9 protein-coding genes and 1 pseudogene are annotated in these 16,170 nt (G+C 52.2%); 4 read left to right on the forward strand and 6 right to left on the reverse strand.

Translation table 11 applies throughout. The features are described 5' to 3' along the window. From IOQ59_RS20415 to IOQ59_RS20430, 4 genes and pseudogenes are all read left to right on the forward strand, one after another. A pseudogene (locus IOQ59_RS20415) lies at positions 1-882 on the forward strand (hypothetical protein); the annotation flags it as partial. Between the two features lie 241 nt (positions 883-1,123). Next, a complete protein-coding gene (locus tag IOQ59_RS20420; RefSeq protein WP_193955331.1) occupies positions 1,124-2,470 on the forward strand; it encodes an O-antigen ligase family protein in 1,347 nt (448 codons plus the stop codon). Positions 2,471-2,648: 178 nt separating this feature from the next. Then, the gene (locus tag IOQ59_RS20425) at positions 2,649-3,371 is read left to right on the forward strand and encodes a transglutaminase-like cysteine peptidase (RefSeq protein WP_371871902.1); all 723 of its coding nucleotides are present in this window, start codon (positions 2,649-2,651) and stop codon (positions 3,369-3,371) included. Positions 3,372-3,387: 16 nt separating this feature from the next. Beyond that, entirely contained in the window at positions 3,388-5,355 is a 1,968-nt protein-coding gene (locus IOQ59_RS20430; protein ID WP_193955332.1) for a bifunctional diguanylate cyclase/phosphodiesterase, read from the forward strand. A gap of 988 nt (positions 5,356-6,343) precedes the next feature. Here IOQ59_RS20430 and IOQ59_RS20435 read toward each other — a convergent pair. The 6 genes from IOQ59_RS20435 to cobN form a co-directional block, all read right to left on the reverse strand. After that, positions 6,344-7,462, reverse strand: coding sequence for a sirohydrochlorin chelatase (locus IOQ59_RS20435; protein ID WP_193955356.1), 1,119 nt, complete (start codon positions 7,460-7,462; stop codon positions 6,344-6,346). 576 nt (positions 7,463-8,038) lie between these two features. Next, positions 8,039-8,734: a 5,6-dimethylbenzimidazole synthase gene (gene bluB / locus IOQ59_RS20440; protein WP_228051059.1), complete on the reverse strand. Its 696-nt coding sequence runs from the start codon at positions 8,732-8,734 to the stop codon at positions 8,039-8,041. Next, positions 8,721-9,833, reverse strand: coding sequence for a threonine-phosphate decarboxylase (locus IOQ59_RS20445; RefSeq protein ID WP_193955333.1), 1,113 nt, complete (start codon positions 9,831-9,833; stop codon positions 8,721-8,723). The genes bluB and IOQ59_RS20445 overlap by 14 nt, the downstream gene beginning before the upstream one ends. Continuing rightward, positions 9,824-10,771 (reverse strand): adenosylcobinamide-phosphate synthase CbiB, encoded by a 948-nt coding sequence (gene cbiB, locus IOQ59_RS20450; protein WP_193955334.1) that lies wholly within the window; start codon positions 10,769-10,771, stop codon positions 9,824-9,826. The genes IOQ59_RS20445 and cbiB overlap by 10 nt, the downstream gene beginning before the upstream one ends. Then, positions 10,768-12,285 (reverse strand): cobyric acid synthase, encoded by a 1,518-nt coding sequence (locus tag IOQ59_RS20455; protein ID WP_228051060.1) that lies wholly within the window; start codon positions 12,283-12,285, stop codon positions 10,768-10,770. The genes cbiB and IOQ59_RS20455 overlap by 4 nt, the downstream gene beginning before the upstream one ends. Beyond that, the gene (gene cobN, locus IOQ59_RS20460; RefSeq protein WP_193955335.1) at positions 12,282-16,169 is read right to left on the reverse strand and encodes a cobaltochelatase subunit CobN; all 3,888 of its coding nucleotides are present in this window, start codon (positions 16,167-16,169) and stop codon (positions 12,282-12,284) included. The genes IOQ59_RS20455 and cobN overlap by 4 nt, the downstream gene beginning before the upstream one ends. Position 16,170 lies beyond the last annotated feature (1 nt).

Here is a 16,170-nt window from a genome sequence, read left to right on the forward strand (position 1 = left end):
GCAGCTGGTGAAAACGCCAACGCCGCAGATATCGCGGCATCTGTAACCACTGCGGCCGGTGAGAACGCTAATGCGGCCGACATCGCTGCATCCGTAACCACTGCGGCGGGTGATAACGCCAACGCCGCAGATATCGCGGCATCTGTAACCACTGCGGCGGGTGATAACGCCAATGCGGCCGACATCGCTGCATCCGTAACTACTGCGGCGGGTGATAACGCCAATGCGGCCGACATCGCTGCATCCGTTACTACTGCAGCTGGCGACAATGCGAATGCGGCCGATATCGCAGCGTCTGTAACCACCGCTGCTGGCGACAATGCGAATGCGGCCGATATCGCAGCGTCTGTAACCACCGCTGCTGGCGACAATGCGAATGCGGCCGATATCGCAGCGTCTGTAACCACCGCTGCTGGTGACAATGCGAATGCGGCCGATATCGCGGCATCCGTAACCACTGCGGCAGGTGAAAACGCTAATGCGACTGATATCGCAGCATCCGTAGCCGCTGTTTCCGGTCAGGACACTAGCAGTATTCTATTAGCGGTCGCTGCTCAAGCTTCTGCTGATGCTGCTGATGCTCAAAACGCTGCTGCTGCTGAAGCCGTTGCTGATGCTGATGCTCAAGCCTCTATTGATGCTCAATCCCCTATTAATGTTCCAGACGCTATTGATGCTCAAGTCTCTGATGCTCAAATCGCGGCTATTCAAGCCGCTATTGATGCTCAACAAGCAGAGATTGCTAACACTCAAGGCAACATAAATGCTGATCCTACTGCAGCGGGTCCTACTCCACCCCCAGCAGCTCCTCCCGCACCCACACTTGGTAACACCCCTGTCACGCCAACCGTGAGCGGTGGCGGTGCTAGTCCAAGCGCTTAATTATTGAATATTGTAGTATCGTAAGGCGTCTTCGGGCGCCTTATTTATTTGTGGTTCATATGCCTTTGTATCTGATTGAGGTCAATATGAGCATTTTTAAGCAGCCTGATGGCTGCCCTACAATGACACGATGACCTCTTGACGATGCCTCAACTCATATTTTCGGTTTATTTGTATTGTTATCAGGTTAATATGCGCTTGATATAAACTTCTATCGTTTCAATAAAGACTATGATTTCTTATGGACCATACAAAACCTGCTGATCGCACCTTATTCTATATATTTATCGGCCTACTTGTATGGATTCCACTACCAAAGGCCAGCGTTCACCCATGGGCACTTTCTATTCTGGTTATCGGATCTCTGGGTATTATGTCGGCCTGGACATTGTTACAGTTTAAAAATGGGCTCAAAGTTAATACTGCGTTCACAAAAGCACTTCCAATCATCGGTCTATTAACCCTAACGCAAGCATGGGTTTATATTACGTTACATGGCCAACCCTTTACGCCAGACCATTCTACAATAACTTTGGATGCAGGACGTTCTCAACATCAGCTATTGCAGGGCCTTGGTTTGCTGAGCATCTTTGCCTGCACCTTGTTACTGGTACGCTCACGACGACGCATTATGGTTGTGCTCTATGCACTGATTATTTCCGGTATTCTACAGGCGGTGTATGGAAGTCTGATGACGTTGTCTGGTATCGAATACAACCTGTTCTTTCCTAAAGAGCACTATCGCGGTTTAGCAACGGGTACCTTTGTGAACCGTAACCATCTGGCAGGCTATTTAGAGCTCTGCTTGGCCGTGGGAATTGGCTTTATGATCGCCACCCTCAAAGACAGTGCCAATAGCTGGCGCGATGTGGGTCGACGTGTTTTAGAGGCACTGCTGGGTTCCAAAGCCCGTGTTCGTATAGGGCTCGTCATAATGGTTGCCGCACTGGTGATGACTCATTCTCGTATGGGCAACACAGCGTTTTTTGCCAGCATGACGATTACCGGTGTGATCGCGCTTATCCTGAGCAAGCGCGCATCCAAAGCAACAACAATACTTTTAACAAGCCTGATCATTATTGACTTAGTGGTGGTTGGAGCCTTTTTTGGTGTCCAGAACGTGGTCGATAGGCTCGAAAATACCAGCATGAGCACCATCAAACGTGACGAAGTGAACCAGTACGCTTTTCCGATATTCGAGGACAATATGTTTGCCGGTACCGGCGCTGGTTCCTTCTATACCGTTTTTCCCGAAAAGCGCCAAGACGATCTAGGCCGAAAGTCTTTTAACCATACCCACAATGACTACCTTCAGTTCGCCATCGAGCTTGGTCTGATTGGTTTTGTACCTCTGCTCTTGGCCGTTGCCCTCACTTTTCTTGTAGCCGTGCGCGCTCAATGGAAACGACGAGACCCCTTAATGCGAGGACTTTCGTTTGCTTCGATGATGGGCATCATCGCCTTTGGTATTCACTCTACCGTGGACTTTAACCTGCAGATTCCTGCCAATGCGGCGACGTTTATGGTGATTCTGGCATTGGGTTGGATCTCGATGTATCACAAAGAAAGTCCACGAGGCCCGGGCTAAATATTTGAATTGATTGGCCGATATTTGTGTAACCTATTGTACCGATATGAATTATTTCTATATATTCATTATTCGGAACATCCAAACACACCCGTAGTACGGCAATGTAATTACGCTTGATTAGAATAGTGCCAAGCGTTTCAAAGCTGTTCTTCGACAGAAGCATTTGGAATCTACAGTGGCTGCAGTCAACACCGCGAAGGATCATCGGCGCCAGCTGACATATACAGGGAGTTTGTGCCTCTATCTGCTTTTGGCCGTTCTCGCCTTTAGCCTTTCTGTTGCCACTATAGGGGACGGACACAAAAGTGTTCGCCTCAGCAAAGCCTATATCGAAAAACTTGGCCGAGAGTACGGGCATCGGGCCAAACGTCGCCTGCGTAATTGGCAGCGTTTGCTAGACAATCTGCAGAACGATTCTGAAGCCGAAAAGATTCGCAAGGTAAATGACTTCTTTAATAAGGTCCGCTTCGTCAACGATATTAATCATTGGAAGAAAGAGGATTACTGGGCCACACCGGTTGAGTTTTTGATTACCAACGGCGGTGACTGCGAAGACTTCTCCATCGCCAAGTACTACACCCTGCGCGAAGTGGGTGTTCCTGATAGCAAGATGAGCATCGCCTACGTTAAAGCGATTGAATATAACCAGGCACATATGGTCCTCACCTATTACAAAACACCGGATTCAATGCCGGTGATTCTCGACAACCTGATTCCACAAATCAAACCTGCCAATCAACGTCCCGACTTGATTCACGTATATAGCTTTAACGGTGACAACCTCTGGTTAACCAAAAAAGGACGCCGGGCAGAGATTGTGGGCACATCCGACCGATTGGAACACTGGGTCAAGCTACGTTCGCGGCTTGAAAACCAAACAGTGAACTCTGTTAAGTAGCTGGGAGAGCAGATTAATGAGTCTTGTTAAACAACTTGGTGCCGCGACCTTTGCCGTTTTAATACTGCTGTTGCTTGGGTCCGCCTACCTGATGTCCAACAGCTCCAAAACCATGCTGCTGAATCAGCTGGAATCACACGGTCAGGATGCTGCAACGCACTTGGGTTTATACCTGGCACCTTCAATCGCGGCAAACGATGTCGCCGGGATTGAAACCACGGTAAATGCGATCTTTGACAGTGGCTTTTACCAGCGCATTGATATCAGTGATAGTAGCGGCAAGATTCTGTTCTCCAAAACCACACCGCCACTTATTGATGAGAACGTACCATCCTGGTTTGTTGATCTGATCGAGATCACCCCGCCACAGATGACGCGTGATGTCAGCCATCAGTGGAACAAAATTGGTAGCGTACACGTCCAAAGCCGTGCGGGTTATGCCTATAGCAAACTCTGGCAAGGTATTCAGAACACACTTATCTGGTTTGGTATTCTGGCCGCCGTCAGTGCCATCGCGATCAGCGGATTGCTGTTCTACATCTTACGCCCACTGAAAGGTGTTGAAGAACAGGCAGAAGCCCTGAGTGAAAAGCGTTTTATCGAACAGTCCCGCATTCCCGGCACCCGCGAGTTAAAACGTGTGGTTAACGCCATGAACCAGATGGTGAAGCAGGTACGGTTGATGTTCGACGAGCAGAGCCGACATATCGAGGAACTACGCCGCACCGCTTACCAAGACAGCTTGACCGGCCTGCCGAATCAGCGTGCTGCTGAAGCACAACTGGCTGAGCGACTGGACTACCGTCAGGACTTTGGTAACGGCACCCTGCTCTACCTGCGTATTACCGATCTGGCAAACCTAAACAAAGACTTGGGTATGGAGAAAGCCAGTAACTTTATTAAGGTCGTGGGCAGCAAGTTAGAGAAACTGTCTCAGGCATCTGAGCAAAGTATTCTGGGTCGTTTAACCGGTGCCGACTTTATCCTGTTGGTTCATCGTCTTGATGATGACAGCCTGAAACGCACAGTGTCACAGCTGTGTGCGGATATCCAGGCGAATTTTGAAGCGTTAAGCGGCTCTGCCGTGATTGAGAAACACTGGCCTGTGCATATCGGTGTAAGTCATTCCAATGATATGACCGGCTCAAATCAGCTACTTACTGAAGCCCGCCTGGCTCTGAGTGATGCAGAAGAGGACGACCAGAGTTACGCTATCTATGGCTCTGACGCTAAAGCACTGCAAGACAGCAATACCTGGCACCAGCACGTGGCTGATTCCGTGAGTCAGGCCCAGATATTCCTACAGACGTTGCCATTGATGGGAACGGGTACAAGTCATAGCAACACTGTTCCTGAACAGCAGGAGCTTCTGGCCCGAATTCTGGACCAGCACGGCACACCTTGTACCGCCGGTGAATTCCTTAGTGTAATAAAGGAACTGGGATTGATGGTGATGCTGGATCGTGCCGTGATTCAACGCGCGCTGGAACATGCCAGCCAGAATCCTAAGTGCGGCAAGCTGGCTATCAACCTGAGTGCCGAAGCAGTACGTGATCAGGACTTTATCGCCTGGTTTAAAGCGCTCGTCAGTGACCACGACTACAAACAACACCTACATGTCGAAATCAGCGAAAGCGCGATTTTGAACAACCTCGACGACGTACGTGTCTTCCGAGAACTGCTGAAAGAGAATGCGATGGAGTTTGGTGTTGATAACTTTGGTATCCACCCGGCTGGCTTTGCTTACCTCTATAACCTGCAGCCGGATTACATCAAGATCGACGGCTCCCTGATCCGTAAGATTGACCAGCAAGCGGAAGACCGCTTCTTCGTAAGTAGCTTGATCAGCATTGCGCACAGTTTGAGTATCAAAGCCTATGCAGAGCATATCGAGCGCGAGACTCAGTTGAATGAGCTGAACCAGCTACAGATCGATGGTACACAGGGTTGGTTGCACGGTAAGCCGGAAGCGTTGGAGAACTGAGTAACGGGTATTAGGCAGTCCGATGTTTCTGGTTCCCATGGTTTCTGTGGGAATCAGATGACATCGATTTGCTTCTCGCAACGTAGGGCAGCTTTCAAGCTGCCGGTAGGCTGAAGCCTACCCTACATCTGACTACGCAGTGTTACTGCCCCCCCTATTTGGTCCTATGCCGGAGCGTGGCAACGAGATGTTCTGGTTCCCATGGTCCCCCGTGGGAACCCATACGTTGCATTCAGGTTGGCACGCATATTGGGCTATGCGGTGACGCTAGCTTATGTATGCATTCCCACGCAGAGCGTGGGAACGAGGTGAGCCAGATAACATCGATTTGTCCCCTCGCAATGTAGGGCAGCTTTTAAGCTGCCGGTAGCCTAAAAGGCTACCCTACAAAGCTATGTTCTGGTTCTCATGGTATCCGTGGGAACCCGATAAAACCGATTCAACCCCTCGCAATGTAGAGCAGCTTTTAAGCTGCCGGTAGGCTGAAAGCCTACCCTACATCTGACTACGCAGTGTTACTGCCCCCTATTTGGTCCTATGCCGGAGCGTGGCAACGAGATGTTCTGGTTCCCATGGTCCCCCGTGGGAACCCATACGTTGCATTCAGGTTGGCACGCATATTGGGCTATGCGGTGACGCTAGCTTATGTATGCATTCCCACGCAGAGCGTGGGAACGAGGTGAGCCAGATAACATCGATTTGTCCCCTCGCAATGTAGGGCAGCTTTTAAGCTGCCGGTAGTCTAATCACCTTCGATGACGACGAGAACTACCCTACAAAGGCATGCTCTAGCTTCCGTGGTCTCGGCGGGAATCAGATGATACCGATTCCCCACCCCAACAATGTAGGGCAGCTTTCAAGCTGCCGGTAGTCTGGAAGACTACCCTACAAAAACATATTTGAGTTCCCATGCTTCTGTAGTTTTTGCAGCAGCCCTCTCCGAAGGCGAAATCTGCTATCGTAAATTGCGGTTGGCACGATCTTGGGCTTATTTGTGCGCTATAGCGTTTTCCGCACAATCCGGCTTAATCCGATCAGCTTCCTCATCGAGTACCGACTGCGGAAACTGGCTCATGAAGCAGCAGCAGATGTTATCGCCAATCATCGTGCGCGGGCCCAGTGGGTGCGCAATATGACGATAAACACCGTGAGAGTGCCCATGGCTGTGATCATGGCTATGGGAGTGATCATGCGCGTGGCTGTGGCTGTGGCTGTGGCTGTGGCTGTGCTCATGATGATGCCCATCGTCACCCTGCTCACCACCCTCTTCGGAATACTCCGCATGGTGATGGTGAATATCCACCTCTCCTGCCGCTAAACGTCGCTGAAAAGAGGTCATCAGCGTCTCTTCTGTTTGCTGGCCATCCATAATTTCGCGCACGCGGATCTCGAATGCATCGATCACTTTTTCGTGATCATTCAGGTAAGGCGCTTTGATAAACTCCACATTCGGGTTTTCCGCTGCGACCTGATCCACATAACCGTAGATACGTTTGATCAATCGGCCGGTAAACAGGAAGTACGGCGCGATCACAACTCGCTTGTAACCCAGCTTCAGGAGCTTTTCCAGACCTACGCCTACGGATGGATAAGTTACGCCGGAGTAGACTGTATCCGCCCAACCAAAGCCCATATTTTCATTCACGATGCGTGTCAGTTTTGCGGCTTCGGCATTGGCATGCGTATCGGACGTTCCGCGCCCAACCACCACCAACAGCGTGTCATACAAACTTTCAGGGGGATTCTCCGGATCAAGACCCAACGATTCGTAGATACGCGCCTGAAACGCTTCGATCATTGCATCATGCAAACCCAGCTCGCTACCGTAAGCCACTTCAACACCGTCAGTTTTTTCCTGAAAGGTGGTCAGTACTGACGGAATATCATTCTTGGCATGAGTGGCCGCGAACAACATACCTGGTACCGCGTAGATCTGTTCAACACCTTGTGCGACCAGTGAATTCAATCCCATATGAATGTTCGGCGCGGAAAACTCCAGAAAACCGTACTCCACCGGGATATTCGGAAAACGCTTCTTTAAACCTTCCGCTACACGCCCAAATTCACGCTCTGCGTCTTTGTCACGGCTACCGTGACCACATACCATAATGCCTTGCTTTGTCACTTCTATCTCTCTCCAGAAAAATCATGCCTCATCCAGCCTGTACATCGTTGGGTAGTCTTCGTCGTCATCGAAGGTGATCAGACTACTGGCAGCTTAAAAGCTGCCCTACAATGTCGAGGGTGAATCGGCTTTATCTCGTTCCCATGCTCCCGCGTGGGAATGCAGACAGTTCTATATATCACTAAACCTTTTAACTTATCGCTATTCTGAACCCGCTGTATGGGTTACCACGGAGGACCGTGGGAACCAGAAAATACCGAGGTTCAATCAGCTTTATCTCGTTCCCATGCTCCAGCGTGGGAATGCAGGCAGCGCTATACGCCACTGAAAATCTAACTTATCGCTACCTTGAATCAGTGCATGGTTTTGTAGGGTAGCCTTCTAGGCTACCGGCAGCTTAAAAGCTGCCCTACAATGCTCCGCCTATGTTTCTGCGGATAACCATACAAGCCGACACTGGGTTTGTAGGGTAGCCTCGTCGTCATCGAAGGTGATCAGGCTACCGGCAGCTTGAAAGCTGCCCTACAATGCCGAGGGATAACCTCTAACCTCATCTAATCACCCTTCAGGCCAGTAATTCTCAAATATAAATTCATCCAACGGTGCCGCTTCCGTCCAGCGTTCTTCCACCAGCATGGGTTGTTCATAAAATCTGTCGACGTGACCAATACAGAGGATCGCCACTGGCTTACTATCCACAGGCATTTTTAACAATTCAGCCAGCATTTCGGGATCAAATAACGACACCCACCCCAGCCCGATGCCTTCAGCACGTGCGGCCAGCCACATGTTTTGAATGGCACAGGACAGAGACGCCAAGTCCATCTCAGGCAACGTACGACGACCAAAAACATGCTTTTCACGGCCATCCGGTAATGCGGCGACCACCACTTCAGCGCAGTCTCGGATACCTTCCACTTTTAGTTCCAGGAACTCGTCACGCCGCTGCCCCAAAGCATCAGCAGTCTCCTGCCGCTCAGCCTCTACTAACTCGCAGATATCTTCGCGCAGTGTACGGTCGGTAATTCGCAGAAAACGCCAGGGCTGCATCAACCCCACACTGGGCGCTTGATGGGCGACCTTAAACAATCGCTGTAATATCTCCGGATCCAGCGGTTCCTGCGAGAAATGGCGCATATCCCGCCGCTGTGCGATCACCCGATAAACCGCGTCCCGATCTGCTTCGCTGTACGCTTTATTACCGATAGCCGCTTTATTACTGATACCCGTATTCATCTTTTTATTCACAGACATCTGCAACTTCCCGCTCTGTTGAATCTTCCCACTGCACTGTTAAATGTTGCGCGTAGTTAAGGACGATCTGTTCAAGCCGCTCCATAGCGTTTAGATCGTTTCGATCCAAAATCCCGATCCGTAACAGGCTATGGTGTTTATCCACCACAATGACCCGCACCAAAATGCCGTGTGTTGCCAAGTAGCGTTGTAATCCAGTGGCTTCAGATCGACTCAGTAACCAGCTTGAAAATAGCGCTGACCGGATCTCACGTAAGGGTTTAAACATCGACATTAGCGGCGCCAACAACCGTTGGCTTGCCTCAGCGTTCAGATGAATATCCTGACGCGCACGCATTTGCCAGCCATCGTCGGATAACGCCTTGGTTGCCAGAGACTGCGCTACGCCATTCACCTGCCATAAACCCAGTCGCTGTTGCAGCGCTTCGCGCAAAGTGGCCTCCGCAAAGACGAAACCCAATCGCAAACCGGCCAACCCAAAAAACTTACCAAAAGAGCGCAACACCACCATGTTGGCGACATGGTATCCCGCCAACACACTCGCTTCCGGGTCCGTATCAATAAAGGCTTCATCCACAATTAGATAACTACCGGGCGCCATCTGGCGGGACCATTCAGCCAATGTGTGTGGCGAAAACCTCAAACCTGAGGGGTTGTTTGGGTTAATCACCAGCAAGTGAAAGGCTTCGCCTTCCAGCAGCGCCGTTTCAATCATCACGCGGGCAGCTTCGGCATCAAACGCCGGATAAAACACCAATGGATTGCCGTTCTTCTGCCAACTATGACGGTGTTCGTCGTAGCCCACCGCCGGCAGTAACACTGGCAGCTTTTCAACGCATTTTGGTAGCACCTGAATAACGGGCTGAGAACCGTTCACGGGCAGTAGCTGATCGCTGCTGTAATAGCGTGCCGCGGCGGCTAAAAACTCCGGTTGAATATAGGGCAGCCGCTGAAACGCTAACGGGTCAACGCCCTCAACCGGATAGGACACCGGATTCAACCCGGTAGAGAGATCCAGCCAGCTTTCCACCGGGATGTTATAACGCGCGCTGGCACTGATCAGATCACCGCCGTGCAGCAGATTTTCACTTAGAGCCACGCCAACACTCCCGCCAATATCACGATGACTAGCACCCAGAGACCCAACGCCCGATTCACCAACATACAGGCGCGTTCAATACCTTGTGCTGAAGGCGTTTCGCCACTGTCTCGGTTAGGGCCCAGAGGAGGTCGTTGCTGTAACTCGCCGTGATAGATTGCCGCACCGCCGAGGGATACGTTTATCGCCCCCGCCCCCGCCGCCATCACCGGACCCGCGTTGGGGCTTTTCCAGGTCACCGCCTGTGCTTGCCAACACGACACTGCAATGCGTGTTTTGCCTGCCAACGCATAACTCAATGCGGTCAGGCGTGCAGGCAGGTAGTTCAGCAGATCATCGATACGTGCCGCCGCCCAGCCAAAGCTTAAAAAGCGGGAATTTTTATATCCCCACATGGCATCCAGCGTGTTGCTCAGGCGATAGAGCACCACACCGGGAATGCCCAACAAACAAAACCAGAAGATTGCAGAGAAGATCGCATCTGCACCATTTTCCAGCACCGACTCAGTCGCGGCACTGGCGATAGCGGTTTCATCTGATTGAGACGTATCACGACTGACGATCATACCTACGGCATGGCGAGCGGAATCCAGATCACCGGCGGCCAGCGGGTTGGACACCGCGATACCATGCTCAATCAGGCTCTGCCAACCGATGGCCAGATACAACACAACTCCGCCCAATATCACGGAAATCACCGCGTACTGTTCCGTCCAAAGATTCACGCTGTAGGCTAGCAACACCAGAGGGATCACGGCTAATGACCACGCAAAAACACCGGTACCACGCCCTGCAGCCCGACCAGCATCCGTTGTGTTCCACACCCGTTCAATAGCCGACGCTAAACGACCAAATCCCACCAGCGGGTGAAAACGCTTGGGTTCGCCTAACAGGCGATCTAGCAACAAGGCCATCAGTATTGATGCAACCAGACTCACGGCTTGCTCCCCAGCGGGGATGGCTCAAGCGATAACAGCTTGCAGATCCGCTCAAACGGCAACACCGCCTCAACCTCATCGGCTAACCGCTCAATCTGCTGCTCCCGAAAGTTGGCATAATCAAACTGTTCGACCTGCCCTAATCCCGCCCATTGCAACAGATAATCCAGTAACTCAGACTCATCAAACAAACCGTGTATATAACTCCCCATCACTGTATCGTCCGCATTCTTGGCACCTTCCGGGACAGATTCTGAGTCACCGTCTACTGGCCAAATCTGAAACAAGGGCTGTTCCAATGCTGTGCCACAACTGACGCCAGCATGGATCTCATAGCCTTTGACAGACAAACCCGTTTTCAGCGCCTTGCCACAGATATTGCGCAGCATCTTATCGCCGGTCAGCGTGGTTTCCATCTCCAGCAAGCCCAGTCCTGCGGTGGACCCGGCAGCGGATTCAATGGCATCCGGATCATGAATCCATTGCCCCAACATCTGGTAACCGCCACACACACCGATCACTTTGCCACCCAACCGCAGATGACGCTGAATTGCTTGCGCCCAACCGCTGGATTTCAACCACTCCAGGTCACCACGCACGTTTTTACTGCCCGGCAGGATAATCAGATCGGCACCGTTAAAGTCTTTCAGATCGCGCATAAATTCGCAGTCCACCTGCGGATGCATACGTAACACGTCAAAGTCGGTATGGTTACTGGCACGCGGATAGACCGGCACCACCACTTTCAACTGCTGATAAGCGCCGTCATGTTTTTGCTGCTGATTGATCGCATCTTCCGCTTCGATATGCAGATTCATCACATAAGGCACAACCGCCAGTGTTGGCACACCCGTGCGCGCCTCCAACCAATCCAACCCCGACTCCAACAAGGACACATCACCGCGAAAACGGTTGATGATAAAACCCTTCACCCGCGCTTTTTCAGAGTCACTCAGCAGCTCATAAGTACCGTACAGATGGGCAAACACACCACCCCGATCTATATCCGCGACGATCACCACGGGACAATCCACCGCTTCGGCAAAACCCATGTTGGCAATATCATGCTCGCGCAGATTGATCTCTGCCGGACTACCCGCCCCTTCCACAATGACTGCCTGATACTGCTCGGTCAGACGCTGATGGCTGTGTACTACCTCTTTTAACAACTCGGGCTTGTAGTGGTGATACTCGACGGCTTTCATATTGCCAATCGCTTTACCGTGCACGATCACCTGCGCGCCGATATCGCTGTTGGGTTTGAGCAGGACAGGGTTCATATCCACTGTGGGCTTCAGCAAACAGGCTTCTGCCTGCACCGCCTGTGCACGACCAATCTCTCCGCCTTCTGCTGTTACCGCGCTATTGAGCGCCATGTTCTGTGGTTTAAACGGCGCAACCGAGACCTGTCTGCGCGCCAGAATCCGCCCCAATGCGGTAACCATGATGCTTTTACCCGCATCAGATGTGGTGCCCTGCACCATCAATGTATGGGGATGTTTAAACTTGCTCATTTCATTCCTTCCTGCTGCTGATCGATCTCCAGCAGCAAATCTTTCAATGCACCGGCGTAATCACCCGGTTCCTGCCACAATCCCCGTTGAGTGGCTTCCAGCAAACGTTCTGCCATCTCTTCCAATGCATGAGGGTTATGCTGTTCCAGAAACGCACGGTTTTGCGGATCAAACAGCAACGCATCGGTCACTTTTTCATATTGGTAATCTGCGATCAGATTGGTGGTGGCATCGTAGGCAAACATGTAATCCACACTCGCGGTCATCTCGAATGCACCTTTATAACCGTGTTCACGCATGGCGTTGATCCACTTAGGGTTCAGCACCCGTGAGCGGATCACCCGATTCAGCTCCTCTTTTAAGGTTCGTACTTTAGGTACCTGAGGGTTGGAGTGATCGTTGTGATAAACCTCGGGGGCCTCACCTTTGTACACAGTGACGGCGTTGGTCATGCCCCCCTGAAACTGGTAATAGTCATCGGAATCCAGAATATCGTGCTCGCGGTTATCCTGATTCTGCACCACGGCATCCAGCTGCGAGAGCTGATGCTGAAACGCCTGTTTCGCCTCCACGCCGTCCCCCTTGCCGTAGGCGTAACCGCCCCAGTTAAGATAAGCGTCGGCCAAATCACTGCGCTGCTCCCAGCAACGCTCATCAATCAGGCCTTGTAATCCGGCTCCATAAGCGCCCGGTTTACTTCCAAATACGCGATAACTGGCTTCACGTTGGGCAGCCTCGACGGACATTCCCGTAGACAACAGTTCTTGCTGACGCTGCTCTATGTTTTCTCGGATGGTATTGCCGGTACCCGGATCATCCATCGTTGCGATCGCCTGCACGGCGGCATCGTACAGTTTCATCACATTGGGAAAGGCATCACGGAAGAAACCAGAAACACGCAGCGTCACATCCACTCGCGGACGACCTAACTGCATTGCGCTGACCACTTCAAAGTCCACAACGCGGTTAGATCCCGGAGCCCACAACGGCCGCACCCCCATCAACGCAAACGCCTGTGCAATATCGTCACCGCCGGTGCGCATAGTAGCGGTTCCCCAGACGGACAAACCCAGCTGACGCGGATAGTCACCATGCTCCTGCAGATGACGTTCGATTAATGCCTGTGCAGACCGTTCCCCTATCGCCCAGGCCGCAGGGCTTGGAATAGAACGATTATCTACCGAGAAGAAATTACGCCCCGTGGGTAAGGTATCCAAGCGGCCGCGTGTTGGTGCACCGCTAGGCCCCGGCGGTATAAAGACGCCATCCAGACCGCGAATCAGCGATTGAATCTCCAGCTCGACGCTCTGCTCCAGCGCCTTATAAATCCGCTGACGCGCATAGATAAGCTGCTCAGATGTTTGTGGATACGCACTGAGCTCCGACAGATCGGCATCATTCAACACATAACGCTCAACCCACACCAGCGCCAACAACTCCAGACGCTCACGGGTGTCGGCTTCGCTACGCCACAGATCATCAGACACCTGCATTAACGGGTTAGGTTTAACACCTAGCCAATCTTCGTGACTCGCCGCCAGCGGATCGAACAACTCACCAGTATTCATACGTAGATCGAAGTCAGCAACCAGGTTGTGCAGGATACCCTGACTCTGGGCATCATCACCGCGCGGTAGACGCAGGAGCGCAACTAAGGTATCGGCCAGCTTTCCGTTTTCAGGCAACTCGCCCAATATATGCAGACCATGACGGATCTGCGCTTCTTTGATATCACACAGATACGCATCCAGTTCTGCGAGTACACCCTCATCGTCGTCGGTCTCAGCCGCCAACTCATCCAGAAGATGGGTCTTGCGCACCTGCTTTAATATTTCATCCCGCAACCACTGCTCACGTCGCGTATCCATTCCCAACGCCTGATAATACTCATCCACCAGCCCTTCAAGTTCGGCCAGTTCGCCGTAGCTCTCCGCGCGGGTCATCGGGGGCATCAGGTGGTCGATAATCACCGCCTGCGTGCGGCGTTTTGCCTGCGCGCCTTCACCCGGATCATTAACGATAAACGGATAGAAATGCGGCATTGGGCCAAGCGCAATGTCAGGCCAGCAACTGTCTGACAGCGCCGTACCTTTGCCGGGCAACCACTCTAGATTGCCGTGTTTACCCACATGGATCACCGCATCCACCTGATAGCAGTGACGCAACCAGAAATAGAATGCCAGATAGTTATGCGGCGGGATCAGATCAGGATCGTGGTAGTTCGCCACCAAATCGATGTTAAATCCACGCGCGGGCTGAATACCGACGAAGGTTTCACCGATACGAATACCGGAAAGCATCAGTCGCCCGTTGCGACACTTAATATCCTCTTCCGGCCCACCCCACTGGTCATACACCGCTTGTTGCGACGCTTCGGGCAGTTGACGGAAGTACTGCAGGTATTCATCCAGCCCCATACTCTGCCAGCACGGTAACTGGTGCAGCGTATTGGGGTTGTTGGTGACCGCTTCCAACAAGGCTTCGATCAGCGCCGTACCAGTTTCAGGCAAATCAGCGGGTTCACCCAGCGGATAACCCGCCTCTGCCAAAGCACGCAGAATATTGACCGTCGATGCGGGCGTATCCAATCCCACTCCATTACCGATACGGCCATCTTTGGTGGGATAGTTCGCCAGTATCAGCGCGATACGTTTATCCCGATTTGCTTTTCGCGCCAGAGAGCAGTGCCGGGCGGCAAGTTCGGCGACAAACGCAGCACGTTCGTTATGTAATGCATACCGCACCACAGAGACTTCACATCGCTCATCAAAGTGACTTTCGGCTTTAAAACTCACCGCGCGGGTGACGATCCGGCCATCCATCTCCGGTAACACCACCTGCATGGCAATATCCCGACTGCGCAAACCCTGACTGTATTGCTGCCAGTCTTCCTCGGTACTGCTCGACAACACCAGCTGTAAAACCGGCAACTCACGCGCAAACGGCGAGGTAAAGTCTGTAGGTTGAGACGACAGATCAGGACTCGCCACGGTATTGCTAGCAAAGCCGGTGGTGTTGATGATCAATGACGCATTGCTTTGCTCCACCAGCGCATTCACCAAGGTGATCGATTCGGCATCTTTCAACGAGGCGATCGCCACCGGCAACGGATTCAGATTCTGCTGTTCGAGTGCAGTGATCAGACCATCAAACATCGCGGTGTTCGCCGATTGCAGATGACTGCGATAAAACAACAACACAGCCACAGGCTGATCAGCACCTTCGTTACGCTGCCAGCGTTGCTGCCATTCAGAGAAGCTCGCCTGACCGCCGTTAAATCGGACCGACGGGCTTTCACCATCCGCCTCCGCAGGCATATACAACATACAACGCGGCAGGCTGCGCGGTTCATCCCAGCGCACCTCAGCATCCAGATATTGATCCGCCAGAAAGCTCACCAGCTGCTGACTGTTGTCCACACCACCTTCACGCAAATAACGCCACACACGGTGGCAATCGTCCGACGATACGGTCGATGCCCCAAACAGCTCAGGATCAAGGGCATCATCACCCGGTACTATAATCAGCTCGCGCGGCAGACCCTCAGTCGTGCCTTTCGCCCACGCCTGCAAACGCTCAAAACCATACGGCCAGTAGTTCTGGCCTCCCAGCAGAGAAAGCACCACCACACGAGCATGTTCCAGCACTTTGTGTTCATAGAGATCATAAGCTGCTGGTTTCAGCAGCTGCATCCAGTTCGCCAAACGAATCTCTGCACTACCGCTCGATGCCTGATTCTGAACATACAGGCCCACGCCTGCCGACAACGCGGCAAGCGAGCTGTCAGCAGCGGACAAAATAATGATCTCTGCCGGAGTCTGATCCAGATCGATGATGCCTTCATCATCAACAAATCCGCCGGGCTGGGCTGCGAGCAAATGCATG

Origin of the sequence: Pontibacterium sinense, from assembly GCF_015209595.1 — a bacterium.
Classification (GTDB): Bacteria; Pseudomonadota; Gammaproteobacteria; order Pseudomonadales; family Balneatricaceae; genus Pontibacterium; species Pontibacterium sinense.

Coding starts and splice junctions, on each gene's coding strand:
- IOQ59_RS20420 (WP_193955331.1), top strand. CDS start 1,124: ATGGACCATACAAAACCTGCTGATCGCACCTTATTCTATATATTTATC.
- IOQ59_RS20430 (WP_193955332.1), top strand. CDS start 3,388: ATGAGTCTTGTTAAACAACTTGGTGCCGCGACCTTTGCCGTTTTAATA.
- IOQ59_RS20435 (WP_193955356.1), bottom strand. CDS start 7,462: ATGGTATGTGGTCACGGTAGCCGTGACAAAGACGCAGAGCGTGAATTT.
- bluB (WP_228051059.1), bottom strand. CDS start 8,734: ATGTCTGTGAATAAAAAGATGAATACGGGTATCAGTAATAAAGCGGCT.
- IOQ59_RS20455 (WP_228051060.1), bottom strand. CDS start 12,285: ATGAGCAAGTTTAAACATCCCCATACATTGATGGTGCAGGGCACCACA.
- cobN (WP_193955335.1), bottom strand. CDS start 16,169: ATGCATTTGCTCGCAGCCCAGCCCGGCGGATTTGTTGATGATGAAGGC.